Below are 25,176 nucleotides of genomic sequence, written 5' to 3' on the forward strand. Positions count from 1 at the left end.
GTCGCAAATTTAGCCATTGCGCCATGAACTTACATCAATTCCGCTTCGTTCAAGAAGCCGTCCGCCGCAACCTCAACCTCACCGAGGTGGCTAAGTCACTGCACACCTCACAGCCGGGCGTGTCTAAAGCCATCATTGAGCTAGAAGAAGAGCTGGGCATCGAAATTTTCTCGCGCCACGGCAAACGCCTCAAGCGTGTGACCGAACCAGGCCAGCATGTGCTGCGCAGCATTGAGGTCATCCTGCGCGAGGTGGGCAACTTGAAGCGCATTGGCGAGCAGTTCAGCGCCGAAGACAGCGGCACCTTGTCCATCGCCACCACCCACACCCAAGCCCGTTATGTGCTGCCCGTGCCCGTGGCCAAGCTGCGCGAGGCCTACCCCAACGTGAACATCAGCCTGCACCAAGGGGCGCCCGCACAAGTGGCGCAAATGGTGATGGACGAAGTGGCCGAGATTGGCATTGCCACAGAATCGCTCTCGGAGTACCCCGAACTGGTGACCCTGCCTTGTTATGAGTGGGAACACATGTTGGTCATCCCCAAATCACACCCACTGGCGGGCAAAGTACGCATCACGCTCGAAGACTTGGCGGCTGAGCCCATCATCACCTACCACCCGTCGTTCACAGGTCGCACCCGCATTGACAAAGCCTTTGCAGCGAAGAACCTCTCACCACGCATCGCGCTTGAAGCGATTGACTCAGACGTCATCAAGACCTATGTGCGTTTGGGTTTGGGCGTGGGCATCGTGGCCGAGATGGCCGTGAAAGACGGCTTGGACGACGACCTCGTCGCCCGCCCCGCCTCGCAGCTGTTTGGCAAAAACGTGGCGCGTATTGCGTTCAAGCGCAGTGCCTACATTCGCCACTTTGTGTATGACTTTGCTGCCCTGTTGAGCGACCGCCTCGACCGCAACCTCATCATGAAGGCCCTCGACGGCCACCCTACTGACTTCAATATGTAAGCCACGCAACATGACCACACCGCACCTCGATACCAAGTTCCCCAAAATCGGCACCACCATCTTCACAGTCATGTCGGCGTTGGCCACTGAGAAAAACGCCGTCAACCTCGGCCAAGGCTTTCCCGACTTTGACTGCGACCCCAAACTCGTCGCCTGCGTGAACGACGCCATGACCCACGGCCTCAACCAATACCCGCCCATGACCGGCGTGCCCGCGCTGCGCGAAGCCGTGGCAGACAAGATTGAGTCGCTCTACCAATACCGCTACGACGCCACCAGCGAAATCACCATCACTGCGGGTGCGACACAAGCCATCCTCAGCATCATCTTGGCCGTGGTGCGTGCGGGTGACGAAGTCATCGTGCTCGAACCCTGCTACGACAGCTACATCCCCAACATCGACATGGCGGGCGGCGTGGCCGTACGCGTGCCGCTCACGCCCGGCACCTTCCGCCCCGACTTCGACAAAATCTCGGCGGCCATCACCCCAAAGACCCGCGCGATCATCGTCAACAGCCCGCACAACCCCAGCGCCACCGTGTGGACGCGCGAGGAAATGTTGAAATTACAAGAGCTGCTTGCCCCCACCAACATCGTGCTCATCAGCGACGAGGTGTACGAGCACATGGTCTACGCCCCGCTGCAACATCTGAGCGCCTCCAGCTTCCCCGGCTTGGCCGAGCGTGCGTTCATCGTGTCGAGCTTTGGCAAAACCTTCCACGTCACGGGCTGGAAAATTGGCTACGTGGCGGCCCCTGCGGCCTACAGCGCCGAGTTCCGCAAGGTGCATCAGTTCAACGTGTTCACCGTCAACACGCCCGTGCAACACGGCTTGGCTGCATTCCTGCAAGACCCACAGCCCTATTTGCAACTGCCCGCCTTCTATGGCGCCAAGCGCGATCTGTTTCGCCAAGGCTTGGCCCAAACCAAGTTTGAGTTGTTGCCCTCGGAAGGCAGCTACTTTCAGTGCGTGCGCATAGCCAACCTAGGCGTACCCGAGAAAGACTTGAGCGAAGCCGACTTCTGCAAATGGCTCACCTCTGAAATTGGCGTGGCCGCCATTCCCCTCTCGGCCTTTTACGCCGATGGGTTTGACCAACGCGTGGTCCGCTTTTGCTACGCCAAGAAGGACGAAACTTTGAAGTTGGCACTGGGCCGTTTGGCGCGTTTGTAAGCTCCCTTTCAAAACATGACCTCCATTCACCGACGCCAGCTGCTCAGCCTGCTGGCCAGCGCAGCGTTGCCCATCGGGCTCGCTGCACAAACCGCGAAAACACAAGGCCGCTTGGTCATCATTGGTGGCGCGGAAGACCGCAAGCAAGACCGCATCATCTTGCGCAAGTTTCTTGAGCTCAGCGGTGGTGCCAACGCCAAAATTCGTGTCGTCACAGCAGCCAGCGGTGTGCCCGATGTGGTGTGGGCCAGCTACCAAGCTGTGTTTCAAGACCTAGGTGCGCTCAACTGCGAGGTGGTGCCCATGCTCACCCGCGACGATGCATCTGAACCTCATGTGGTCAGCCAACTGGCCGAGGCCGATGGCATCTTCATCACCGGCGGCGACCAAAACAGACTCATGCAATGCTTGTGGGAATCCCCTGCATCGCAGGCCATGCACCGCGCTTTTCATCTGAACAACACGTGCATTGCGGGCACCAGCGCAGGCGCGGCTGTGATGTCGCGCCACATGCTGGCGCAAGGCGCTCCCACGCCCACACCTGAAAAGGACGTGGTATTGATGGACATTGGCCTGAGCTTCATGCCCAACGCCATCGTGGACCAACACTTCTCACAACGCCACCGTCTGAGCCGTTTGCTCTCGGCTTTGGCACAACGCCCCGACCTCTTGGGCGTGGGCATTGACGAAGACACCGCCTTGGTGATTGAGCCCAACCAGTCGGTAGAAATTGTTGGGCGCGGCACCGTCACCTTGGTCGATCCACGACGCATGCGCAGCAACTCAGACACGATTGACGAAGGCGACAAACTCGAAATGCTGGGCCTGCAACTGCATGTGCTACCAGCAGGCAACCGCTATGTGCTGCCCAGCAATCCCAAAAACCGCAAACAACCGGTGTTGCTGTGGGATGCCCTCTCGATGCTGGCCAAAACAGGGCCGATGCGCGGTTAAGACATTCATGCAAGCCTTGCTCAACGCCATCGCCACGATGGCACTTTCAACCGACGCACACCGCGTGTTTCATGGCCGCGGCGGTTTGCACCCAGGCTGTGAACATTGGGCACTCGACGCTTTCCCGCCTGTGTTGGTTCTCACCAGCTTCAAACCCACCACCGACGACGAGCTGGCCACCGTGGGTGCAGCCTTGCATGCGCGCTGGCAACACATCGCCCCTGAACAGCCCCTGAACTGGGTGTTTCAATGCCGCCATGAAAGCCAAACTGAAACTCGGCTGATGAGCGGCGCTGTGCCTGACCCGCATGTGGTCACCGAAGAAGGCGCGCGCTTTCGGGTGCATGTGCTCAAAGGCCAAAACCACGGACTGTTTCTCGACATGGCCGAAGGCCGCCGCTGGGTACGCCACCATGTGGCCGCCCATCCCAAGCTCAAAGTGCTCAACCTGTTTGCCTACACCTGCGCCTTCTCCGTCGTGGCACAACAGGCCGGCGCCAAACACGTGGTGAACGTGGACATGAGCCACGGTGCCATGGCCACGGGCCAGCAAAACCACCAGCTCAACGGCCTCAACTCGGGTGCGAGTTTTTTAGCGCACGACATTTTCAAAACCTGGGGCAAGATCACACGCGGCGGCCCTTACGGACTCGTCATCGTGGACCCGCCCAGCTACCAAAAAGGCAGCTTTGTGGCCACCAAAGATTACGCCCGCCTCATGCGCCGTTTGCCAGAGCTGTTGGCACCTGGCGGGCACGCCTTGTTGTGCCTCAACGCCCCCGAACTGGGCCTCTCTTTTTTGCAAGACCAAATGCAAGAACTCGCTCCGGAACTTGTGTTTGAACAACGCGTCCCCAACCCCGCGGTGTTTGCCGATGTGTCGCCCGAACGCGCGCTCAAAGTGCTGGTGTACAAGGCCCCCGAGCTATGAGATCGCCCATTTCAGTGGTTGATGTGGACCGCCCAGAAACCTGGACACGCTATCGCAATGGCCTGTGCGACACCTGCGCTGCCAACTGCTGCACCATGCCCGTCGAAGTCAAGCTGCCAGACTTGGTGCGCTTAGAACTGGTCGACCCCTTTGAAGCCGAACACGAAGAACCCAAACAGATCGCCAAACGCTTAAGCAAAGCCGGCCTGATTGAGCACTTCAATTTCAAAAACAGCATCTTCACCCTCGCCCGCCGTGCCAGCGGCGACTGCCAATTCTTAGATGCCCAAACCCGCCGCTGCACCGTTTACGACAAACGCCCCAATACCTGCCGACTGCACCCGCAAGTGGGGCCAAGGCCGAATCACTGTCCGTTTGGGGCGGTGAAAAAATCGCGCTAAGTCTTGTAATAACCGGCGATTCCATTTGCATATGCGTGATCGCCGCTTACATAGCCCCAGCCTGTACAGAAGTACAAACTCTGCACGTTCAATAACGAGGGGCTCGGGGCTCGGAGCTCGACCTGACCCAAATTAACTTTTGGGAGATTGCCAAAGGTAGGCCATTGGCCTACACTTGCCATGAATTTCGAATGGGATGAAGCCAAAAGCGATGCTTGTTTTGACGAACGCGGTTTTGACTTTGCCTATGCGGCCCAAGCTTTCTTCGACCCGAAGCGCCTCATCCGCGCAGACCTGCGGCACAGCTACGGTGAAGAACGCTTTCAGTTGCTAGGCGCAATCGACTTGCGGATATTTGTGGTGGTCTATACACCTCGCCCGCAAGCCACACGCATCATCTCAGCTCGTAAAGCCAATGCACGAGAGGTCAAGCACTATGAAAACGGTACGCATGAAGATTGAACCCAACACCCCCAGCACCAAACGCATGGGTCGGGTGAACACGGCCAAGCTTGACGCCACCACAGAAACTCAAATCGCACAGCACGCGGCACAAGACGATGCAGCAGCCATGCAAGACGCTGCCAAATTTGCACGCCGCGTACGCCGCCGCTTGGGCTTTAGCCAAGCCGAATTTGCCACGCGTATTGATGTGTCGTTAGAAACCATCCGCAACTGGGAACAAGGCAAGCGCAGCCCAACGGGTGCAGCCAAGGCCTTGCTCAAAGTGTTGGACAAAGCACCAGAGGCAGCGCTGGCGGCGTTGCATTAAATCAATAACTCAACTGCTGCCAAGCCTTATCCAGTCGCTTCACACTCACCGGCTGAGGCGTGCGCAGCTCTTGCGCGAAGAAGCTCACACGCAGCTCTTCCAATAGCCACCTGAACTCTTGCATGCGCGCATCGGTCACGCCTTTGCGCTCGGCCACCAAGCGCCAATACTTTTGCTCCAGCGGTTTGAGTTCGGCCAGTTTGGCGGCATCGCGTGCGGGGTCGGCGCGCAGTTTGTCGAGGCGTAGCACCACGGCTTTGAGGTAGCGGGCAAAGTGTTGCAGCTGGCTAAATGGCGTGTCGGTGATGAAGCGTTTGCCCACCAAGCGCTGCAGTTGCTGAGCGGCGTCGGCCACGCTGTCGGGACTGGTTTTGGTGTCTTTGACTTTGCGGTTGGCAGCGGCAAATTCGGTCAGCACGGTGGCGGCCAAACGGGCTACTTCGTTGGCAATCAATGTCAATCGGCCTCGGCCTTCGTCGAGACGGCGTTTGAAATCGGCCTCGCTTGTTGGAAGTGGGTCGAGCAAGAAGGCGCGATCCAAAGCCACATCCAAAATTTGCTGTTTCAGTTCTTCGGCGGTGCCGCCGCCTGAGCCGTCAGGCGACTTGCCGACCATCATGTACGCGACCGACATTTTTTGCAGGTCGGGTAAGTTTTTCTCCAAGTACTTGAGCGCGTCTTTGATCTGCATGGCAAACAAGCGGCGCAGGCCCGCACGGTGTTTGGTCGCGGCCACTTCGGGCTCGTCAAACACCTCGATGCACACGGCGTCGCCCACATCCACCAAGGCCGGAAAGCCAATGAGGGTTTGGTTGCCTTTGGTGATCTCCATCAACTCGGGCAGCTCGCCAAAAGTCCAGCTGGTGTAACGCTGAGCAGCAGACGCAGCAACAGACGCCACACGACCAGAAGGTGTTGGCTGATGGGGAGCCGCGGGTGACGATTTCTGTGAGGCATGAGGAACCCGCGGCTCCCCATCAGCCAACGCCGCAGCTCCGTCAACGCCCGCACCAACGCCAGCACTCAAAGTACCCACACCTTTCAAAGCCGCCAACGCCTGAAACGCACCACGCGCTTGGCTGCCCAACTCGGCTTTCAACGCGCCCAAGTTGCGACCGTGGCCCAACTGGCGCCCGTGTTCGTCCACCACCCGAAAGTTCATGAACAGGTGCTGGGCCAGCATGTCGAGCTTGAAGTCGGCGCGCTTCACGTCCACTTGGGTGGCATCGCGCACCAGCTTGAGCAAGGCATCCACCAACGGCCCAGAACCAAACACCACGTCAGCCGACAAAGCCTCGGTCAAGCGGGCGGCGCTGTCAGGCAACGGCACCAAACGCGAGCGAGGGCGTTGGTGCAAGGTTTTGAGTAAGGCGTGAATTTTTTGGTTCAGCATGCCCGGCACCAACCACTCGGCGCGTTCTTCGCTGACTTGGTTCAGCACAAACAGCGGCACGGTCACGGTCAGGCCGTCTTTGGCGTCGCCGGGTTCGTGCAAATAATCGGCCGCGCAGTCCACACCGCCCATACGCAGCGTCTTCGGAAACGCTTGCGTGGTGATGCCCGCGGCTTGGTGGCGCATCAGCTCTTCGCGACTGAGGTGCAGCAGCTTGGGCTGGCGTTTCACCTCGTCGCGGTACCAGCTTTCCAGCGTCACCAAGCCGCACACGTCGGCGGGCAACTGCTGGTCGTAAAAGGCGTAAATCAGCGCGTCGTCCACCAACACGTCTTGGCGGCGCGACTTGTGTTCTAGCTCTTCCACTTGCGCGATGAGCTTTTGGTTGGCAGCCAAGAACGGCAGCTTGGTGTCAAGCTCGCCCGCCACCAAAGCTTCGCGGATGAAGATTTCGCGTGCGCCGGCCAAGTCCACTTTGCTGTAACTGACGCGGCGGCCGTTGTAGACCACCAAGCCGTACAAGGTGGCGCGCTCTAGGGCTTTGACTTCGCCCGCTTTCTTTTCCCAATGTGGGTCGAGCAATTGTTTTTTCAGCAAATGGCTGCCCACTTGCTCTAACCACTGCGGCTCGATGGCGGCGATGCCACGGCCAAACAAGCGCGTGGTCTCGACCAACTCAGCCACCACCAACCAGCGCCCCGGCTTCTTGCGCAAGTGCGCGCCGGGGTGCGGGTAAAACTTGATGCTGCGCGCACCCAAATATTCGTTGCTGCTGGTTTGCCCTGCGGCGGGTTCGAGCTTGCAGCCCACGTTGCCCAGCAAGCCCGCCAACATAGACAAATGCAGCTGCTCGTAACTGGCGGGCAAGGTGTTCAAGCGCCATTTGTGCTCCGTCACCACGGTCAACAACTGCGAGTGGGTATCGCGCCATTCGCGCACACGGCGCACGTTGATGAAGTTTTGACGCAACAGCGCTTCGTATTGGCGGTTGCTCAGCTTGTGCACGGCAGGCACGCCGGTTGCCCCCACTTGGATGGTGCCTTGTTTGTGAGCCTGTGGCTTGCCGCCGAGTTGCAGCTTGCCCATGCTCTGCGCGTTGACGGCAGCGGGTGCATGCGGCTTGCCGCCGCGTGCGTTGTCTAGCCAATGCCAGAGGTTGAGGTAGCCGCTGAATTCGCTGCGGTCGTCGTCAAACTTGGCGTGCGCTTGGTCGGCGGCAGCCTGCGCTTCCATCGGGCGGTCACGCACATCTTGCACGCTCAAGGCCGAGGCGATGACCAACACTTCGTCTAAAGCGTTGCGGTCACGCGCTTCCAAAATCATGCGACCCACGCGCGGGTCGAGGGGCAGTCTGGACAACTCGCGGCCCATGGGCGTGAGTTCGTTGTCGTCATCCACCGCACCGAGTTCGCTCAAAAGTTGGTAGCCGTCGGCGATGGCTTTGGGGCGTGGCGCCTCCAAGAACGGGAACTGCTCCACGTTGCCCAAATGCAGCGACTTCATGCGCAAGATCACACCGGCCAGCGAGCTGCGCAAAATTTCGGGGTCGGTGAATTTCGTTCTGCCGTTGAAATCCACTTCGTCGTACAAGCGAATGCAAATGCCGTTGGCCACGCGACCACATCGGCCTGCGCGTTGGTTGGCCGCGGCTTGGCTGATGGGCTCGACCATCAACTGCTCCACCTTGCTGCGCCAGCTGTAACGCTTCACGCGGGCGGTGCCTGCATCAATCACATAACGAATGCCAGGCACGGTCAGCGAGGTTTCAGCCACGTTGGTGGCCAGCACAATGCGGCGCCCGCCACGCGTGTCGAACACGCGGTCTTGCTCGGCGCTGGACAGGCGCGCGAACAGCGGCAGCACTTCAGCGCTGCGCATCACGGGCGAGTGGCTCAGGTGCGCGCGCAGGTGGTCGGCGGCTTCGCGAATCTCGCGCTCGCCAGGCAAAAACACCAAGATGTCACCTTGCTGCGAGGGGTTGCTCCACAGCTCGTCCACGCCGTCAGAAATGGCGTTATTCAAGTCGTAATCACGGCTTTCTTCGAAGGGGCGATAGCGCATCTCCACGGGAAAGGTGCGGCCCGAGACCATCAAGACTGGCGCGGGGCATAACACCATGCCCCCACGCTCCCCCACTTCGTGTGGGTCGCTGCCCCCCGAGGGGGCTGAGCCCGCCTTGGGGCGGCCCTGCGCCGGCCTCATCGACGCAAAGTGCTGCGCAAACCGGTCGGCGTCAATCGTGGCCGAGGTGACGATGATTTTGAGGTCCGGCCTGCGCGGCAAGATTTCGCGCAAGTAGCCCAGCAGAAAGTCGATGTTCAGGCTGCGCTCGTGGGCCTCGTCAATGATGATGGTGTCGTAGGCTTTGAGCAGCGGGTCGGTTTGGGTTTCGGCCAGCAAGATGCCGTCGGTCATCAACTTGACCGAAGCGTCTTTGCTCAGTCGGTCTTGAAACCGCACCTTGAAACCCACCACATCGCCCAAGGGCGTGTTCAGCTCTTCGGCAATGCGCTTGGCCACCGAACTGGCGGCAATGCGGCGCGGCTGCGTGTGGCCAATGATTTGTTTGCGTTGCCCAGGCTTGGGGTTGGCCCCCAATTCGCGCCCTTGCCCGCGGCCCAGAGCCAGCGCCATTTTGGGCAGCTGCGTGGTTTTGCCAGAGCCCGTTTCGCCACACACGATGACCACTTGGTGGGCCTGCATGGCGGCCATGATTTCCTCGCGTCTGGCCGAGACGGGCAACGATTCTGGAAATTCAATCTGGAAGGGAACGGACGTGGACAAAACAGGCACTAACTTGATAGACAATCCGCAATTATCCCCGTCCGGCTTCCACCGAACACGCTCACCCACTTACCCGCCACAAACCAGCCCACATGTCCGCCGTTTTTGACTTCACCTTTGTGCCTTGGTTCCGTTCGGTCGCGCCCTACATTCACATGCATCGCGGCAAGACCTTTGTGGTCGGCATCGCGGGCGAGGCCATTGCCGCAGGCAAGCTGCCCAACTTGGCACAAGACTTGGCGCTCATCCAAAGCATGGGCGTGCGCATTGTGTTGGTGCACGGCTTTCGCCCACAGGTGAACGAGCAACTGGCCGCCAAAGGCCACGTGCCCCACTACTCACACGGCATGCGCATCACTGACGGCGTGGCCCTCGACTGCGCACAAGAAGCCGCAGGCCAACTGCGCTTTGAGATTGAAGCCGCTTTCAGCCAAGCCCTGCCCAACACGCCCATGGCAGGTGCCACGGTGCGCGTGATTTCTGGCAACTTCATCACCGCTCGCCCTGTGGGCATCTTGGACGGCGTGGACTTTCAACACTCAGGCCTCGTGCGCAAAGTGGACGTGGCGGGCATCACCCAAACCCTCGCCTCGGGCTCCATGGTGCTCATCTCGCCGTTTGGCTTCTCACCGACCGGCGAAGCGTTCAACCTGACCATGGAAGAAGTAGCCACGTCTGTGGCCACCGCTTTGCAAGCTGACAAACTGCTGTTTGTGACCGAAACCCCGGGTATTCGCATCAACCCTGCGGAGCCTGCCAGCGAAGACAACCCCATCGACACCGAGTTGCCTTTGGACGCAGCCAAAAAACTGCTGGCCACCCTGCCCCACACCACAGACCCCTCCGACATTGCGTTTTACTTGCAGCACTGCGTGAAGGCCTGTGAGACGGGCGTGGAGCGTAGCCACATCTTGCCGTTTGCGGTGGATGGTTCGCTGCTGCTGGAGGTGTACATGCATGACGGCATCGGCACCATGGTGGTGGACGAGAAGCTGGAAGAACTTCGCGAAGCCACACACGAAGATGTGGGCGGTATCTTGCAACTGATTGAACCCTTTGAGAAAGACGGCTCGCTGGTCAAACGCGACCGCAATGAGATTGAGCGTGATGTGGGCCAATACACCGTCATTGAGCATGACGGCGTGATCTTTGCCTGCGCCGCGCTGTACCCCTACCCCGAAGCCCAAACCGCTGAGATGGCGGCACTCACCGTGTCACCCCAATCGCAAGGTCAAGGCGATGGTGAAAAGATCTTGAAGCGCATCGAACAGCGCGCCCGTAACAAAGGCCTCAAGAGCATTTTTGTGTTGACCACGCGCACCAAACATTGGTTCTTGAAACGCGGTTTTATGCAGGTCGACCCCGATTGGTTACCCGAAGCCCGCAAGCGCAAATACAACTGGGACCGCAAGAGCTTGGTCTTGGTGAAAAAGCTGTCATAAAAAACGGGGCTAACAAGCCCCGTTTTTATTTAGCAAATGTCAGTTTATGACGCCACGTCTTCGGTCGCGTTTTCGTCAGTCGTCACCGGTTGATACAGCAAGAGAGCTACGGTGGCCAAGGCCAACAGCCCCAAACCCACAAACGCCACAAACGACCAGTTGGCAATCGAGCCACCCAAGAAAGTCCAATCGACTTTTGAGCAATCACCACCACCTTTGAAGATCATGGGAATGGCGCGTTGCAGTGGGAAAGTTTCAATCATGCCGTAGAAGTCGCGGCCACACGACACCACCTCGGGCGGGTACCACTGCAGCCATGTTTGGCGTGCTGCCACATAGGCACCGCTGCCTGCGAGCAACACCAACCAGCTGCCCACGACCAGCGAGGTTTTGCGCCCGGACAAGCCTGCGCCCAACAAGGCCACCAAACCCATCAACACCATCACATAACGCTGCACGATGCACATGGGGCATGGCTCTAAACCCACCACATGCTGTAAATACATGCCAAAGCTCAGCAAACCCGCACACACCAAGAAGATGAACAAGCAAACGCGGCGAGGACTATCCAAAAGTTTTACAAACACAACTGTCTCCAAAGGGGCTAGGCTTGATTGTCGCTGTGAAACAATCAGAGCAGACGCGACCAGCGCACATTACACGATACAAAGCCATGACTTTACGCACGCCACAGCTCGCCGATACACCCCGTTTACACAACTTCGTCACCCAGCTGGATGCCTTGCTCACCAGCACCTCTGACGAAGCCGCCATTTTGGCGAGCGGCAAAACCCTGCTGGCCGAGCTGGTGACCCAAGACGATTGGCTGCCTGACCAGTACGCCCAGCCCAACCCCGAGCGCTACCAACAGTTTTTGCTTTATGCCGACCCTGATGACCGTTTTTCGGTGGTCAGCTTTGTGTGGGGCCCCGGCCAAGCCACACCCATCCACGACCACACCGTGTGGGGCTTGATTGGCATGTTGCGCGGCGCTGAGCTGTGCCAGCCTTTTGCCAAAAATGCGCAAGGCCATTGGCAACCCAGCGGAGAACAAACCCGCCTGGAGCACGGCCATGTCGAAGCCGTGTCGCCCACCATTGGCGATGTGCACCGCGTGTGGAACGCGCTGAGTGACCAAGCCTCCATCAGCATCCATGTGTATGGCGCCAACATTGGCAAGGTGAGCCGCCATGTGTTCCATGAAGACGGCACGGTGAAAGAATTTATTTCTGGTTACAGCAATGCCAAGGCTGAAGCGCCGCTTGAGTTTCCCCTCGCTGCCTACGCCCGCATTCGCGAAACCCTCTTGCAACGCCAAGAAATCGCGATCCTCGACGTGCGCGAGGAAGACCCCTTCGCCCAATGCCACCCACTGTTCGCAGCCAACTTGCCACTGGGCCGCATCGAAGCCGATGCCTGGACGCGCATCCCGCGTCTCGACACCTTCATCGTGGTGTACGGCACCGCGTTCAATGGCGACGACCTCGCCCTGCCCGCAGCCCGCACCTTGAAACGCATGGGCTACACCAACGTGCATCTGCTCGCCGGTGGCCTCAAAGGCTGGCAAGACGCAGGCGGCGAAGTGTTCCGCGATGTCAACGTGCCTAGCAAGTCGTTTGGTGAGTTGGTCGAGTCCAAGCGCCACACACCGTCTCTGTCAGCGCAAGAAGTCAAAGCCCTCATCGACGCCAAAGCCAATGTGGTGGTCATGGACGCACGCCGTTTTGACGAATACCAAACCATGAGCATTCCCAGCGGCATCAGCGTGCCAGGCGCTGAGCTGGTGTTGCGTGCCCGCGCACTCGCGCCCAATGCCACCACGCGCATCATCGTCAACTGCGCGGGCCGCACACGCAGCATCATCGGCACGCAGTCGCTCATCAACTCGGGCATCCCCAACCCCGTGAGCGCCCTGCGCAACGGCACGATTGGTTGGACACTGGCCGGCCAAGAACTGGTCAAAGGCGCAAGCGAGCATTTCCCCGAAGTGGACGATGCCACCCGCACCAAAGCAGCGGCCAGCGCATTTGCCGTGGCCATGCGAGCCGGTGTGAAACGCGTGCGCATGGATGAGCTCAACACTTGGCTGGCAGACAACACACGCACCACCTATTTCTTTGATGTGCGCACCCCCGAAGAGTACGCAGCAGGCCATGTGGCAGGCGCACGCAGCGCCCCCGGCGGTCAACTGGTGCAAGAGACCGACCACCAAGCCGCCGTGCGCGGCGCACGCATCGTGCTGTGCGACACCGACGGTACGCGTGCCAACATGTCTGCCTCGTGGCTGGCCCAGATGGGTTGGGAGGTGTACGTGGTAGCAGGTCTCACCGCCGAAGACTTCACACACACCGACACACCGTCGCTGCGAGTGCCTGAGACGCAAGGCAAGGTCACGTCCGTCAACGTCGAACAAGTCAAAGCTTGGCTGGCCGACCGCAACAGCCACACCGTGGTGCTGGACTTCAGCACCAGCGCCCAATACATCCAAGGCCACATCCACAGCGCGTGGTGGGTGCTGCGCACGCAGCTCAAAGAATCACTGGCGGCCGCCCACAAAGGCTACCGCTATGTGTTGACCTGCCAAAACGGCAGCGTGTCACGCTTTGCCGTGACCGATGTGCAAGCACTGGCCAAAGCTGGCGTGGACGTGGTGTGGCTGGAAGGCGGCAACGCCGCTTGGCTGGCCGCAGGTGGCAAGCTGCAAACCGGCGACCACCAAATGGCCGTTGAGCGCGTTGACCGCTACCGCCGCCCCTACGAGGGCACCAACAACCCCGTGGAAGCCATGCAGGGCTACCTCGACTGGGAGTTTGGTTTGGTCGAACAACTCGCCCGCGATGGCACCCACCATTTCAGGGTGATTTAAATATTGCTACAGTCTTGCCTGAAGTTTTTAACCCTGATCACAGAAAAGCACATCACATGTCACGCACCGTTCAATGCATCAAACTCGGCACCGAAGCAGAGGGCCTCGATTTGCCACCCTACCCAGGCGAGCTGGGCAAGCGCATTTGGGAAAGCGTCAGCAAACAAGCTTGGGCCGATTGGATCAAGCAACAAACCATGTTGGTGAACGAAAACCGTTTGAACTTGGCCGACCTGCGCGCCCGTGAATACCTGAAGCGTCAAATGGAAAAACATTTCTTTGGCGACGGCGCGGACGCTGTGCAAGGCTACGTGCCGCCGAGCGCATAAACCTGCGTGACGCGTCGCAACGCATGGCACGGCTGTAACAGCTGGTGCCACACCCAAGCCAGCTTTGACGAGCTGGCTTTTCTTGCGTTATGGCACGACTGGGCCGCCGATGCGGCACGCCCCGCCCACTTGCATGTGGTGGCGCACACCACACAGCCGTTAAAAGCAGATGCATTGCTAACAACTGCCGCTGCACACCCAGAGCTTCTTTCATTCGCACAACAACTGGCCGATCAATGCTGGGGCTTGCTGCCTGGCATACATCGCTTGCGGTTTGCGCTGAATGGCGATGCACGCCGCCACACGACTGCAACGTCACAGAATTCGCACAGCCATGCCCGCCTTTCGCTCACGCTGTGCGTGGGTCAACACGAAGACTGGCCCGAGTTTGCCGACGTGCTGCGCGCACATCCCACGGGCCTGTGCACCCCACCTGTCGATGCCCCCGCTTTGAGCGAGCGCACCGTCACCATCATCGGTGCAGGCATTGCAGGCGCAGGCACGGCACGCGCACTGGCCGAACGCGGCTGGCAAGTGACGGTGCTGGATGCAGGGGATGCGCCTGCTGCGGGTGCATCGGGCTTGCCCGTGGGCGTGGTCGCGCCACACACCTCGCACGACGACAGTGGTGTGTCACGTCTCTCGCGTGCGGGCTTGCGACTCATGGAACAAACCATGCGCTTGTTGCTGACCGAAGGTGTGGATTGGGGTTGCACCGGCGTGCGTGAACGCCGCCTGCCCGGCAAAACCCGACGCGGTGGTGTGCCCCTGAGCTGGCTCCACGAGCACACCCACACCGCGAACGACTGGACACACAAAGCACCACCGCCCGCCCCCGATGACGCGTATTGGCACCCACACGGCGCGTGGCTCAGGCCTGCGCAATTGGTGCGTGCGTTGCTCAACCATCCCAACATCCGTTGGCAAGGCCACGCGAAAGTGGATGCACTCAAGTGCATCACACACGAGAAGCACAAGGCTTCCAACGCACCAACACCGCAGACAACAAACCCCGATCACCTTGCAAACACAAGCGCATCAAAGTGGCAAATTCTGCAAGGCGGCAAGGTCTTAGCCGAATCATCACGCGTGGTGCTGGCTGCAGGCCCTGGCTCTGCAGCACTCATCGCCACCGCAACAGAAGACGGCTGCGCGCCGCACATCAACCCGCTACGCGGACAAGTGTCTTGGGGCTTGATGGCCGATGTACCTGCGGGTGCGTACATGCCCGCCACACCGGTGAACGGCAATGGCAGCTTTGTGCACAACATCACCTCGCCCGACGGACCCGCTTGGTACACCGGCGCCACGTATGACCGCATCAACGGCGACGCCCGTTTACTGGATGCCGACCATGCTGAGAACTTAGAACGCTTGCAGGCTTTAGAGCCAGACACCGCTGCAGCACTGGCCCCCTTGTTTGCGACGGTAGGCACAGATGCCCCACGCGTACACGGCTGGGCTGGTGTGCGCTGCGGCGTGCACGACCGCTTGCCCATGACGGGACGCGTGCCCAACACACCCGAGGGCGTGTACATGAATGCCGCCATGGGCTCGCGCGGTTTGACACTGGGCTTGTTGTGCGGTGAATTGCTGGCCGCACAATGGCATGGCGAGCCTTTGCCCATCGAAGCACGATTGGCTAAGTTTTTAGATGCCACGCGGTTCAAAAAATGACACAAACCTCACACGACAAACCAAGCACTGCCGCGTCAGACATGCAAGCCCCTGCCCCTGTCAGCCTGGCCAACGCCTTTTGGTTTTGGCTCAAGCTCGGGTTCATCAGTTTTGGAGGGCCTGCGGGGCAAATTGCCATCCTCCATCAAGAGCTGGTCGAGCGTCGCCGTTGGTTGTCTGAGCGACGTTTTTTGCACGCGCTCAACTACTGCATGGTGTTGCCAGGTCCTGAGGCGCAACAGCTGGTGACCTACATCGGCTGGCTCATGCACAAGCGTTGGGGTGGTGTGGTGGCGGGGGCTTTGTTTGTGTTGCCATCCTTGCTCATCCTCATCGCGTTGTCGTGGGTGTACATCGCGTTTGGCGATGTGCCTTGGGTGGCCGGTTTGTTCTTTGGCATCAAGCCTGCGGTCACGGCCATCGTGGTGCAAGCGGCACATCGCATTGGTTCGCGTGCGCTGAAGAACAACGTGTTGTGGGCCATCGCCGCCGCATCGTTTGTGGCCATCTTTGCACTCGATGTGCCGTTTCCGCTCATCGTGGGTGTGGCGGCTGCCGTGGGCTATATGGGTGGCCGCGTGTCGCCTCACACCTTCCAAACCGGCGGTGGGCATGGTGCCTCCAAGGCTTCGTATGGCCCTGCCTTGATTGACGACCACACGCCCACACCTGCACACGCGCATTTCAGCTACGCAGGTTTGGCGCACGTATTGTTGGCCGGTGCCGTGTTGTGGGCTGTGCCCATGGGTGTGCTGTGTGCGGTATTTGGCTGGGACCAAAGCTTCACGCAAATGGGTTGGTTCTTCACCAAAGCGGCCATGCTCACCTTTGGTGGCGCATATGCCGTGCTGCCCTATGTGTACCAAGGCGCAGTCAGCCAGTTTGGCTGGGTCACGCCCACGCAAATGATGGACGGCTTGGCCTTGGGCGAAACCACCCCCGGTCCGCTCATCATGGTGGTGGCGTTTGTGGCGTTCATCGGTGGTTATGTCAAAGCGTTGCTGGGGCCTGAGAGTTTGTTCGCCGCAGGCACCTTGGCCGCGTGCCTCGTGACGTGGTTCACGTTCTTGCCCTCGTTCATCTTCATCTTGGCGGGCGGCCCGTTGGTGGAGAGCACGCACCGCAACCTCAAGTTCACAGCGCCCCTCACCGCCATCACTGCGGCGGTGGTCGGCGTGGTGCTCAACCTCGCTTTGTTCTTTGGCTACCACCTATTGTGGCCCGAAGGTTTCGCAGGCACGTTTGATGTGCGCTCGGCACTCATTGCCATCGCGGCGGCAGTGGCCTTGTTCAAATACAAACGCGGCGTGATGGAAGTCATCACCCTGTGCGCCTTGGTGGGTTTGGCCGTCAAGCTCATTCCGCTTTAACTCCTTGCGCTGAAGCATGCACACCCTTGAACAACTGCGTCGTGGCGAACTGACAGGCATTCAGCGCTTGCAACTGCGCTGCGGCTTGACCGAATTTCCACGCGAAATTTTTGAACTGGCCGATTCGCTAGAAATCTTAGATTTATCGGGCAACCAACTGAGCGCCCTGCCCGATGACCTGCCACGCTTACACAAGCTACGCGTGATTTTTTGCTCCGACAACCCGTTCACCGAATTACCCGAAGTGCTGGGCCAATGCCAGCAGCTCAGCATGGTGGGCTTCAAAGCCAACCGCATCGCGCAGGTGTCGCCCAAGGCTTTGCCGCCGCTGTTGCGTTGGCTCATCCTCACGGACAACGCGTTGACCACATTGCCTGCTGAAATTGGGCAATGCACGCAGATGCAAAAGCTCGCATTGGCAGGTAATCAATTGCGCTGCTTGCCGCCAGAGTTGGCCAATTGCAGTCGCTTAGAACTCCTCCGTATCTCCGCGAACCAGCTGACTGAATTTCCCAGCTGGCTGCTCAACATGCCACGCTTGACTTGGCTGGCCTACGCAGGCAACCCATTCTGCGAACACTTGGAATCAGCCGCTATCGCTAACGCGCCCATGCAGCACATCGCGTGGTCTCAGTTACAACTGCAACACCAACTGGGTGAAGGCGCGTCTGGTGTGATTCACCAAGCCACTCTGTGGACTCGCGAAGGTGAACAAGCCGTAGCGGTGAAGTTGTTCAAAGGCGCCGTCACCAGCGATGGTTTGCCCGACTGCGAAATGGCCGCGTGCATGCACGCAGGCGTGCATCCGCATGTGGTGTCGGCCATGGCACGGGTGACCGAGCATCCAGAGAACAAGCAAGCCTTGGTCATGCCGCTGATTTCGCCAGAGTTTGGCAACCTCGCAGGGCCACCCAGCTTAGAGAGCTGCACACGAGATGTGTACCCAAATGGCAAACGTTTTGGCTGGCACGCCACACTGCGCATGGCACTTGGCATGGCATCCGCCACGCAGCACTTGCACGCACGCGGCATCTTGCATGGCGACTTGTACGCGCACAACATCTTGCACACGTCTGAAGGCAATGCCCTTTTGAGCGACTTTGGCGCTGCGGCATTTTTTGATGTGAACGATGCAGCACTCGCACAAGGTTTGGAAAAACTCGAAGTGCGTGCTTTGGGTTGTTTGCTAGAAGAACTGGCGATGCAGTGCGATGCCACGTCCGTTGATTCACAGACAGAAGCAAGCGCAGTGACGCCTTCATCACATACCCACCAACGCCAAGCCTTGGCCCAACTCGCGCAACGATGTTTGCACGACACACCATCCCAGCGCCCTAGCTTGGCGCAGGTGCGCGCCGAGCTAGAGGCCTTGAGCCACTGAAACGCTTGAATCGTTAAGCGCCCACCACGCCACCATCGCGACGTGAGATGGCGATGATGGACGAGCGCGGCACTGCATCGCCTCCTTGCGGAAAGTGCGAAGGCGCCAACTTTTCACCTGGGTGTTGAATACCCACAAACATCGTCTTCTGGTCAGGTGTGAACGCAAGACCTGTGATTTCACATGCCACCGGCCCCACCAAGAAACGTTGGATGTCGCCCGTCACAGGATTGGCGCACAGCATTTGGTTGTTGCCCATACCTGCAAAGTCTTTGGCATTGCTGTAGTCGCCATCGGTTTGAATCCACAAGCGACCATCGCGGTCAAATGCCAAACCGTCAGGGCTGTTGAACATGTTGTCGGGCGTGATGTTGGCCGAGCCTGCATAGGCGTCTTTGTGCAGCGTGGGGTTACCCGCCAACGCAAAGATGTCCCACGTGAATGAGTTGGCCGTGTGGTCGTTGCCCTTGGGCGTCCAACGCACGATTTGGCCGTACACGTTTTTGGCGCGTGGGTTGGGACCGTTCACCGCTTGGTTGGGCTTAGCACCACGGTCGCTGTTGTTGGTGAGGGTCACGTACACCTGCGCTTGCGTGGGATGCACGGCAATCCACTCAGGGCGGTCCATGGTGGTGGCGCCCACCACGGTGGCAGCCAAACGCGTGTGGACCAACACCTCGGCTTGGTCTTTGAAACCCGCCTCTGCCGTCAAGCCATTTTTGCCGTGGGTCAACTCTAGCCATTCGCCCTCGCCTTGCGCTTTGCCGTCCACCGTGGTGAAGCGCGCCACGTACAAGGTACCTTCGTCCAACAAGTCGCGATTGGCTTTTGGATTCTTGGCATCGAACTTTTTAGCAGACACAAATTTGTAAATGTGCTCGCCCTTTTCGTCGTCGCCCATGTAGACCACCACATGGCCGTCGGCGTTCACCACCACCTCGGCGTTCTCATGTTTGACGCGGCCCAAGGCCGTGCGCTTGATGGGCGTGCTGGTGGGGTCCATCGGGTCAATCTCGACCACCCAGCCAAAACGGTTGGGTTCGTTGGGATTCTTGGCTAAATCGAATCGGCCATCGAAGGGGTGCCAGTTCAGGCCCGCGCCTTTGGCACTGATGCCGTAGCGTTTGAAAGCGGCGCTCTCAGCCACATTCTGAGGCAAGCTTTCGGCACTGCCAAAGTAACCGTTGAAGTTTTCTTCGCAAGTCAAGTACGTGCCCCACGGCGTGCGGCCATTGGCGCAGTTGTTGAACGTGCCCAAGGCCACGGTGCCTGTGGGGTCGGCTTGGGTTTTCAACAAAGCGCTGCCTGCGGCAGGGCCGCTCAAACGCATGTCGGTGTTGGCCGTGATGCGACGGTTCAGGCGAGCCTGGGGTTGCAGCTTCCACACGCCACCCATGCGACGCACTTCAAACACGCTCACACCATGGGCCGCTTGTGCTTTGCGGGTATCTTCGATGCTGTTGCAACGGCCGTTAACAAACAAGTATTCGTAATTGGCGTATTCGTTGTTGACGGCAATCACACCGTGGTCAGCGCCCAAGCTGAAAAAGCTCATGCCATCGTTGTTATCGCCAATGGATAGGCTTTGGCTGATGGCTGTCCCACGCGTGGCGGGGTCAAACGCAGTGCCACCAGGCAGGATGGCATCGCCCCACGAAGCCAACACGCGCCACTGGTAGCCTGCTGGCACGGTGATGGTGTCCAAAGAATTAGCGGCAATGGGTGTGAAACCAATGCGTGGGCCAGCGCTCGCGCTTGCGGGGGCCGCGTGCGCCAAGCCTTGACCGCCCAAGAACAAGCCCACACCCGCCCCTGCCGCGCCCAGCAATTGGCGACGGCTCAACAGGGTGTTCACCATGCGGCTGAAATCAGTGTCCTCCGGACGTGGATGGTTGCGTTGGTCGTTTTCGTCAAAGGTATTCATAGCAGCCTCAATGAAATAAGTGACGCAAACTTTAAGCGCAATTCATGACAAAGCAATGACATAAGATTGTCATGAATAAACGGTAATATTGTTTTCATGAAACACGGCACACTCCTCGCAGCGATTGATTTAGGCTCCAACAGCTTCCGTCTCGAAATTGGTCGCTATGACCACGGTCAAATTCAGCGTGTGGCCTACCTCAAAGAAACGGTGCGTCAAGGCAATGGCTTAGACGACGACCGTAACCTCACCGAAGAAGCCATGCAGCGCGGTTGGGACTGTTTGGCACGATTTGCCGAGCGACTGGCTGGGTTCAAAAAATCACAGGTCCGCGCTGTGGCGACACAGACGTTGCGCGAAGCCAAAAACCGTGAAGCGTTTTTGGTGAAGGGCTGTGAAATTTTGGGCTTCCCCATCGAAGTCATCGCAGGCCCCGAAGAAGCACGCCTGATTTACCAAGGCGTCGCCCACATGCTGCCAAGCGACAACGAACGTCGATTGGTGATTGACATTGGCGGACGCTCCACCGAGCTGGTGCTAGGCCAAGGCTTAGACGCTAGAGAAACTGCCTCGTTCCGAGTGGGCAGCGTGGCGTGGTCGATGACGTATTTCCCTACGGGCGAGTTCACAGAACAAGCGTTTTACCGCGCCGAAATTGCCGCACAAGCGGTGCTTGAAGAAGCCATCTCCGCTTACCCACGTGACCAATGGCAAAAAGCCTACGGCGCGTCAGGCACGGTAGGTGCGGTGGCCGACATCTTGGCTTTGTCTGGTTTCCCAGAAGGCGAAATCAGCTTAGAAGGTTTGGATTGGTTGGTGAAGTGCTTGGTTCGCGCAGGCCAAGCCAGCAAAGTTCAGCTCGAAGGTCTGAAAGATGACCGCCGCGCCGTGATTGGTGGTGGCGTGAGTGTCTTGCGCGCTTTGATGACGCTGCTGCAAATCACAAAGTTGCATGTGGCACAAGGTGCTTTGCGCCATGGCGTGTTGTTTGAAATGGTGGAACGCGAAGATCACAACACAGACACGCGCGATTTGTCGATTCAACGGTTGGCTGTGAAATTCTCAGTCGATACCACCCAAGGCCAGCGCGTGGGTCGTGTGGCCGTGCATTTGCTGCAATTCATGCACCCCAAGCTGAGCAGCGATGAAGCCACGCACATGGAACGACGTTGCCGCAAACTGAGCTGGGCCGCTCAGCTGCACGAGGTAGGTGTTGCGATTTCTCATAGCGACTACCACAAACACGGCGCTTACATCCTAGACAACGCTGACCTTTTGGGCTTTAGCATGCCCGAGCTTCACCGATTGGGCTTGTTGGTTTTGGGCCAACGCGGCAAGCTCAAAAAATTAGAAACCGAATTAGAAGAAACCGAATTTGCCAAACTGCTGATGGCCTTGCGCCTGAGCCTGATTCTTTGCCACGCGCGCAAAGACCCCGAACACCAAATGTTGAAGTTGCACTGCGATGACCACAAGCAACGCATCACCCTGACCGCTTCTGATGCGTGGGTCAATGACTACCCACAATCGACGCACTTATTGAAACAAGAAAGCGCCTCATGGCAAAAAACACCTTGGGCATTTGAGTTTGTGACAAACAAGTGACATATGTGACACTTGGTGTATTTATTTAAACCGTATAAACTGTTTACTTCATTAATTTTGAAGGAATCAACAAGTGAACACCACTGCTCAAAAGGCCCTCGTTCAAGCTGCCGTTAAAGCACCAACAGTCAAAACTCCAGCAGCCAAAAAACCTGTTGTGAAAAAAGCCGCCACGAAAAAATCTGTCGTTAAAAAACCAGTTGTGAAAAAAGTAACAACGAAAACCACGACAAAAACTGCAGTTAAAAAGGCGCCCATCAAGACAGCCGCACCAAAGCCAGTGAAAGCCGTCAAAGTGGTGAAACCAGCCAAAGTCAAAAAGCCAAAGTTGGTACGCGACAGCTTTACCATTCCTAAAGACGAATACGTGGTCATCGACAGCCTGAAAGTTCGCGCTGGCAAACTCGGTCAAGCTGTGAAGAAAAGCGAATTGCTGCGCGCTGGCGTCAAAGCCCTCGCCGCCATGAGCGACATTCAGTTCAAAGCAGCATTGAGCAACGTACCGACCATCAAGACCGGTCGTCCCAAGAACTCGAAGTAAGTTCTGGACACGCGACGGTCAGCAACACCGTTTGGGGTTGCCCGTCGCGTAGGCGGGTACGCAGCCACCACACACCGCCCTTGCGCACAGGGCATGTGTGCTCTTGCATACCCAGCAACTTGGCCACCAGCTCGCCCAAATAAGGCTGATGCCCCACCAACAAGACAGGTCCCTTGAGTTGCGGTCCTGTTTCAGGGTGCCACTTCAGCAGCGTCAGCACATCCTCCACATAGGTTTCGGGCACTAATTCATCGCGCAATTTGAATTTACGCCCCAAAGGCGCCACCGTTTGTTGCGTGCGCCGTGAAGGACTGACCAACACCCGCGTGCCTTCTGGCAAATGACGGTCTAGCCAAGCTGCCATGCGCATGGCTTGACGCTCGCCTTTCTTGGTGAGTGAGCGCGACAAGTCGTCACCGCCCGCGGGGGCAACTTCTGCTTCTGCATGACGCCACAAAATTAAATCCATGGTTTGCCCTTCGTTGACGGTCTCACGATTTGGCGGCATACAGCGCCATCAGCGCGGCTTGCGCGCCATGCAATGGCACAGGTGTTGTCGGTTGCACCGCCTTGATGGATGTACGTTTAGGCTTGGTAGGTTGCACACGCGTGTACTGCCCGTCGGCATTCAAGCTCCATGCATCCACGTTGTCGTGCAAGTACGCCACCAAACACTCATCAATCACACGTTGGCGCAAGGCGGCATCTTCCACAGGCCATGCCAATTCGACACGGCGCAGCATGTTGCGGTTCATCCAGTCGGCGCTCGACAAATACAAAGACTCATCATTACCTGTGCGGAAATAAAACACACGTGAGTGCTCTAAAAAGCGACCAATGATGGAGCGCACACGGATGTTGTCGGTCACGCCTGGACGAAGTGCAGGCAACATGCATGCACCGCGAATGATCAAATCAATCTGCACCCCGGCCTGCCCGGCATGCACCAGCGCTTCCATCAGCTTTTCATCGGTGAGCGTGTTCATCTTCAAGATGATGCGGCTGGCCACACCTTGCGCAGCAGCCTGCGCTGTTTTCTCTACTTTGTCGATCAAGCTGCGTTGCAACTGGAACGGTGCAATCATCAGCTTGTTCAAGCGTGGAATCTTGCTTTGGTTCGCCAGCAGGTTAAACACGCTCTCCACATCTTGCGTGAGCTTGGGGTCACAGGTGATGTGGCTCAAATCGGTGTAGAGCTTGGCTGTGCGTGGGTTGTAGTTGCCCGTGGACAAATGCGCATAGCGACGAATGCTGCGGCCTTCACGGCGCGTGACCAGCAGCATCTTGGCGTGAGTCTTCAAACCCACCACCCCGTACACCACTTGTGCACCGATGTATTCCAGCTTTTCGGCCCAGTTGATGTTGGCCTCTTCGTCAAAGCGTGCTTTGAGTTCCACCACCACGGTCACTTCTTTGCCGCGTTGCACCGCCTCGCGCAGCAACTCCATCAGCACCGAATCAGCGCCCGTGCGGTAAATGGTTTGCTTGATGGCCAACACATCGGGATCGCGCACGGCTTCGCGCAAGAACGCCAGTACCCCATCAAAGCTTTCGTAGGGCTGGTGAATCATCACATCACCGCTTTGCAAGCGCTCAAAGATAGACCCATTGGTCACCATCTGTTGCGGATAGCTGGCGGTGTAGCGCGGGAACAGCCACTTGGGGTTATCCACCAAATCAATCAGCTGATTCAAACGCACCAAGTTCACAGGGCCATGTACGCGGTACAGCGCCGAGTGCGGCAACTCAAACTGATGCAACAAGAATTCAGACAAATATTCTGAGCAACCTGACGACACCTCCAAGCGCACAGCCTGACCGTAATTGCGATGCACCAAGCCTTTGCGCAGCGCGGTGCGCAGGTTTTTCACATCCTCTTCGTCCACTGACAAATCAGAATGGCGCGTGACACGGAACTGCGAAAACTGCCCCACATCGCGTCCCGGAAACAGGTCTTTCAAATGCGCACGGATCACACTGGAAATCGAGACAAACAATTGACGTTTGCCACAGAGTTTTTCAGGCAAAGCAATCAATCGCGGCAAACTGCGTGGTACTTTGACAATCGCAATTTCGTTGTCACGTCCAAACGCATCTTTGCCCGACAAGCGCACGATGAAGTTGAGCGACTTATTGGCCACTTGTGGAAACGGGTGTGCGGGGTCTAAGCCCACCGGCAACAGCAAAGGACGTACTTCACGTTCAAAAAATGACTTCACCCATTGGTGCTGCGCCAAAGTGCGGTCACCGTGCGACAAGATACGCACGCCCTCTTTGGCAAACGCAGGCGTGAGCACATCGTTGTACAACGCGTATTGCTCCTCGACCAAGGCGTGTGCCACTTTGCTGAGCGAGTGCTGCGCATGTGTGCCGGCGGCATCCAGCGGCGCCTTGGGATGCTCCACGCTGCTGTGCAGCGCGGCGCGCACTTCAAAAAACTCATCCAGGTTAGACGACACGATGCACAGGTAACGCAAACGCTCCAACAACGGCACCTCTGCGCGCTTGGCCCAATCGAGCACACGCGCATTGAAGGCGAGCAAGCTCAAATCACGGTCCAGCCATTCAACCTTTGAATTTTTGTGTGTATGCGGCTCTTTGCCAGTGGCGACTGTCGTCATTTTTTCACCTGGTTAACAGGCATTGAGTGTGACGATTTATCGTGAC

The 25,176-nt window shown here is 58.2% G+C and carries 21 protein-coding genes and 1 pseudogene; 16 read left to right on the plus strand and 6 right to left on the minus strand.

The window, feature by feature from the left end:
• Nucleotides 1–23 precede the first annotated feature (23 nt).
• The 7 genes from QMG15_RS07305 (at nt 24) to QMG15_RS07335 (ending at nt 5,197) form a co-directional block, all read left to right on the plus strand.
• Nucleotides 24–965, plus strand: coding sequence for a CysB family HTH-type transcriptional regulator (locus QMG15_RS07305; protein ID WP_108402749.1), 942 nt, complete (start codon nt 24–26; stop codon nt 963–965).
• A gap of 10 nt (nt 966–975) precedes the next feature.
• Complete coding sequence (locus tag QMG15_RS07310) at nt 976–2,139, plus strand: pyridoxal phosphate-dependent aminotransferase (protein ID WP_281788041.1); 1,164 nt, start codon at nt 976–978, stop codon at nt 2,137–2,139.
• 15 nt (nt 2,140–2,154) lie between these two features.
• Nucleotides 2,155–3,093, plus strand: coding sequence for a cyanophycinase (locus tag QMG15_RS07315; protein ID WP_281788042.1), 939 nt, complete (start codon nt 2,155–2,157; stop codon nt 3,091–3,093).
• 7 nt (nt 3,094–3,100) lie between these two features.
• Nucleotides 3,101–4,024: a class I SAM-dependent methyltransferase gene (locus tag QMG15_RS07320; RefSeq protein WP_281788043.1), complete on the plus strand. Its 924-nt coding sequence runs from the start codon at nt 3,101–3,103 to the stop codon at nt 4,022–4,024.
• Nucleotides 4,021–4,425 (plus strand): YkgJ family cysteine cluster protein, encoded by a 405-nt coding sequence (locus tag QMG15_RS07325; protein ID WP_281788044.1) that lies wholly within the window; start codon nt 4,021–4,023, stop codon nt 4,423–4,425. The genes QMG15_RS07320 and QMG15_RS07325 overlap by 4 nt, the downstream gene beginning before the upstream one ends.
• A gap of 180 nt (nt 4,426–4,605) precedes the next feature.
• The gene (locus QMG15_RS07330) at nt 4,606–4,887 is read left to right on the plus strand and encodes a BrnT family toxin (protein ID WP_281788045.1); all 282 of its coding nucleotides are present in this window, start codon (nt 4,606–4,608) and stop codon (nt 4,885–4,887) included.
• A complete protein-coding gene (locus QMG15_RS07335; RefSeq protein WP_281788046.1) occupies nt 4,862–5,197 on the plus strand; it encodes a helix-turn-helix domain-containing protein in 336 nt (111 codons plus the stop codon). Before QMG15_RS07330 ends, QMG15_RS07335 begins: the two co-directional genes overlap by 26 nt.
• A 1-nt stretch (nt 5,198) precedes the next feature.
• On the opposite strand, the gene hrpA is transcribed toward QMG15_RS07335, so the two are convergent.
• Nucleotides 5,199–9,398: an ATP-dependent RNA helicase HrpA gene (gene hrpA / locus QMG15_RS07340; RefSeq protein ID WP_281788047.1), complete on the minus strand. Its 4,200-nt coding sequence runs from the start codon at nt 9,396–9,398 to the stop codon at nt 5,199–5,201.
• A 68-nt stretch (nt 9,399–9,466) separates the two neighbouring features.
• Between hrpA and argA the strand changes: the two genes are divergently transcribed.
• Nucleotides 9,467–10,816 carry an amino-acid N-acetyltransferase gene (argA, locus tag QMG15_RS07345; RefSeq protein ID WP_281788048.1) on the plus strand — a complete coding sequence of 450 codons (1,350 nt, stop codon included), beginning with the start codon at nt 9,467–9,469 and terminating at the stop codon, nt 10,814–10,816.
• A gap of 44 nt (nt 10,817–10,860) precedes the next feature.
• Here the strand turns inward: argA and QMG15_RS07350 are convergent, their stop codons facing one another.
• Entirely contained in the window at nt 10,861–11,388 is a 528-nt protein-coding gene (locus tag QMG15_RS07350) for a disulfide bond formation protein B (protein WP_281790099.1), read from the minus strand.
• A gap of 101 nt (nt 11,389–11,489) precedes the next feature.
• Between QMG15_RS07350 and QMG15_RS07355 the strand changes: the two are divergent.
• The 6 genes and pseudogenes from QMG15_RS07355 to QMG15_RS07380 form a co-directional block, all read left to right on the plus strand.
• Nucleotides 11,490–11,972 (plus strand): annotated as a pseudogene (locus QMG15_RS07355) (cysteine dioxygenase); the annotation flags it as partial.
• 135 nt (nt 11,973–12,107) lie between these two features.
• Nucleotides 12,108–13,682, plus strand: a complete 1,575-nt coding sequence (locus QMG15_RS07360; RefSeq protein ID WP_281790100.1) for a rhodanese homology domain-containing protein — start codon at nt 12,108–12,110, stop codon at nt 13,680–13,682.
• 56 nt (nt 13,683–13,738) lie between these two features.
• The gene (locus tag QMG15_RS07365) at nt 13,739–14,011 is read left to right on the plus strand and encodes an oxidative damage protection protein (protein ID WP_104797267.1); all 273 of its coding nucleotides are present in this window, start codon (nt 13,739–13,741) and stop codon (nt 14,009–14,011) included.
• Nucleotides 14,012–14,017: 6 nt separating this feature from the next.
• On the plus strand, nt 14,018–15,688 hold the full coding sequence (mnmC, locus tag QMG15_RS07370) for an FAD-dependent 5-carboxymethylaminomethyl-2-thiouridine(34) oxidoreductase MnmC (protein WP_281788049.1): 1,671 nt from the start codon (nt 14,018–14,020) through the stop codon (nt 15,686–15,688).
• Complete coding sequence (gene chrA / locus QMG15_RS07375) at nt 15,685–17,058, plus strand: chromate efflux transporter (protein ID WP_281788050.1); 1,374 nt, start codon at nt 15,685–15,687, stop codon at nt 17,056–17,058. Before mnmC ends, chrA begins: the two co-directional genes overlap by 4 nt.
• A gap of 16 nt (nt 17,059–17,074) precedes the next feature.
• Nucleotides 17,075–18,439: a protein kinase gene (locus QMG15_RS07380; RefSeq protein WP_281788051.1), complete on the plus strand. Its 1,365-nt coding sequence runs from the start codon at nt 17,075–17,077 to the stop codon at nt 18,437–18,439.
• Between the two features lie 13 nt (nt 18,440–18,452).
• On the opposite strand, the gene QMG15_RS07385 is transcribed toward QMG15_RS07380, so the two are convergent.
• On the minus strand, nt 18,453–20,363 hold the full coding sequence (locus QMG15_RS07385; protein WP_281788052.1) for a PhoX family phosphatase: 1,911 nt from the start codon (nt 20,361–20,363) through the stop codon (nt 18,453–18,455).
• A 96-nt stretch (nt 20,364–20,459) separates the two neighbouring features.
• Here QMG15_RS07385 and ppx point away from each other — a divergent pair, with 96 nt between their 5' ends.
• Entirely contained in the window at nt 20,460–21,968 is a 1,509-nt protein-coding gene (gene ppx / locus QMG15_RS07390; RefSeq protein ID WP_281788053.1) for an exopolyphosphatase, read from the plus strand.
• A gap of 102 nt (nt 21,969–22,070) precedes the next feature.
• Here ppx and QMG15_RS07395 read toward each other — a convergent pair whose 3' ends face one another.
• On the minus strand, nt 22,071–22,262 hold the full coding sequence (locus QMG15_RS07395) for a hypothetical protein (protein WP_281788054.1): 192 nt from the start codon (nt 22,260–22,262) through the stop codon (nt 22,071–22,073).
• Between the two features lie 4 nt (nt 22,263–22,266).
• Here QMG15_RS07395 and QMG15_RS07400 point away from each other — a divergent pair, with 4 nt between their 5' ends.
• Nucleotides 22,267–22,509 (plus strand): hypothetical protein, encoded by a 243-nt coding sequence (locus QMG15_RS07400; RefSeq protein ID WP_281788055.1) that lies wholly within the window; start codon nt 22,267–22,269, stop codon nt 22,507–22,509.
• On the opposite strand, the gene QMG15_RS07405 is transcribed toward QMG15_RS07400, so the two are convergent.
• Entirely contained in the window at nt 22,478–22,978 is a 501-nt protein-coding gene (locus QMG15_RS07405) for a histidine phosphatase family protein (protein WP_281788056.1), read from the minus strand. The two genes, QMG15_RS07400 and QMG15_RS07405, sit on opposite strands and share 32 nt — an antisense overlap.
• A gap of 22 nt (nt 22,979–23,000) precedes the next feature.
• Complete coding sequence (ppk1, locus tag QMG15_RS07410; RefSeq protein ID WP_281788057.1) at nt 23,001–25,130, minus strand: polyphosphate kinase 1; 2,130 nt, start codon at nt 25,128–25,130, stop codon at nt 23,001–23,003.
• Nucleotides 25,131–25,176 lie beyond the last annotated feature (46 nt).

The sequence above is a fragment of the Limnohabitans sp. INBF002 genome (genome assembly GCF_027924905.1).
Lineage (GTDB): Bacteria > Pseudomonadota > Gammaproteobacteria > Burkholderiales > Burkholderiaceae_C > Limnohabitans.

Bases quoted from the DNA above. Each gene is read 5' to 3' on its own strand.
- QMG15_RS07305 (WP_108402749.1), top strand. From the start codon at position 24: ATGAACTTACATCAATTCCGCTTCGTTCAAGAAGCCGTCCGCCGCAAC.
- QMG15_RS07310 (WP_281788041.1), top strand. From the start codon at position 976: ATGACCACACCGCACCTCGATACCAAGTTCCCCAAAATCGGCACCACC.
- QMG15_RS07315 (WP_281788042.1), top strand. From the start codon at position 2,155: ATGACCTCCATTCACCGACGCCAGCTGCTCAGCCTGCTGGCCAGCGCA.
- QMG15_RS07320 (WP_281788043.1), top strand. From the start codon at position 3,101: ATGCAAGCCTTGCTCAACGCCATCGCCACGATGGCACTTTCAACCGAC.
- QMG15_RS07325 (WP_281788044.1), top strand. From the start codon at position 4,021: ATGAGATCGCCCATTTCAGTGGTTGATGTGGACCGCCCAGAAACCTGG.
- QMG15_RS07330 (WP_281788045.1), top strand. From the start codon at position 4,606: ATGAATTTCGAATGGGATGAAGCCAAAAGCGATGCTTGTTTTGACGAA.
- QMG15_RS07335 (WP_281788046.1), top strand. From the start codon at position 4,862: ATGAAAACGGTACGCATGAAGATTGAACCCAACACCCCCAGCACCAAA.
- argA (WP_281788048.1), top strand. From the start codon at position 9,467: ATGTCCGCCGTTTTTGACTTCACCTTTGTGCCTTGGTTCCGTTCGGTC.
- QMG15_RS07365 (WP_104797267.1), top strand. From the start codon at position 13,739: ATGTCACGCACCGTTCAATGCATCAAACTCGGCACCGAAGCAGAGGGC.
- chrA (WP_281788050.1), top strand. From the start codon at position 15,685: ATGACACAAACCTCACACGACAAACCAAGCACTGCCGCGTCAGACATG.
- QMG15_RS07380 (WP_281788051.1), top strand. From the start codon at position 17,075: ATGCACACCCTTGAACAACTGCGTCGTGGCGAACTGACAGGCATTCAG.
- QMG15_RS07385 (WP_281788052.1), bottom strand. From the start codon at position 20,363: ATGAATACCTTTGACGAAAACGACCAACGCAACCATCCACGTCCGGAG.
- ppx (WP_281788053.1), top strand. From the start codon at position 20,460: ATGAAACACGGCACACTCCTCGCAGCGATTGATTTAGGCTCCAACAGC.
- QMG15_RS07405 (WP_281788056.1), bottom strand. From the start codon at position 22,978: ATGGATTTAATTTTGTGGCGTCATGCAGAAGCAGAAGTTGCCCCCGCG.
- ppk1 (WP_281788057.1), bottom strand. From the start codon at position 25,130: ATGACGACAGTCGCCACTGGCAAAGAGCCGCATACACACAAAAATTCA.